The following is a 506-nucleotide window of genomic DNA, read 5'->3' as shown; positions in this document are numbered from 1 at the left end:
GTTGGAAACAAAAATCTGATATGGGAAAAAAGAATAATCAAAAATTTGTTCAAATCCCATTTCATAAACTGATTGCAGCAATTGAGAATAAATGTATAAAAGAAGGTATACGATTTTTCAAACAAGAAGAAAGTTATACTTCAAAAGCTAGTTTTCTAGATAAAGATCCGGTTCCAGTTTGGTCTAAGGATGAGAGGACGCATTATCACTTTAGTGGCAAACGAATCACTCGTGGTCTGTACCAAAGTAAGGCAGGAACATGTATCCATGCTGATATTAATGGTGCATTGAATACATTGGAAAAATCAAGAGTTGTAGAATTGGATGACAATCTCAAAGTGAAAACGCCGATTCTATTAGAAGTGCAAAAACGTAAGGCTGTTGCTTCGCGCATAGCTTAGTGGGTGCGTCAACCATCCATGTGTACTCGACTTGTCGGGGCTTGTAGCAAACGCTGGGTTCATCTGAGTGGTGGCTTCTTCCACAAGGGAGAACTGCTCTTTTTC

At 38.7% G+C, this 506-nt stretch carries 1 protein-coding gene; it reads left to right on the top strand.

Annotated features, from left to right (window positions below; genetic code table 11):
* Positions 1–401: zinc ribbon domain-containing protein (locus DN394_RS25920; RefSeq protein WP_149294380.1), on the top strand; the 401-nt coding region annotated here is incomplete at its 5' end.
* Between the last annotated feature and the right edge of the window lie 105 nt (positions 402–506).

Source organism: Bacillus sp. BB081 (genome assembly GCF_008368895.1).
Lineage (GTDB): Bacteria > Bacillota > Bacilli > Bacillales > Bacillaceae_G > Bacillus_A > Bacillus_A wiedmannii.
This window is presented reverse-complemented; position numbering and strand designations above follow the sequence as displayed.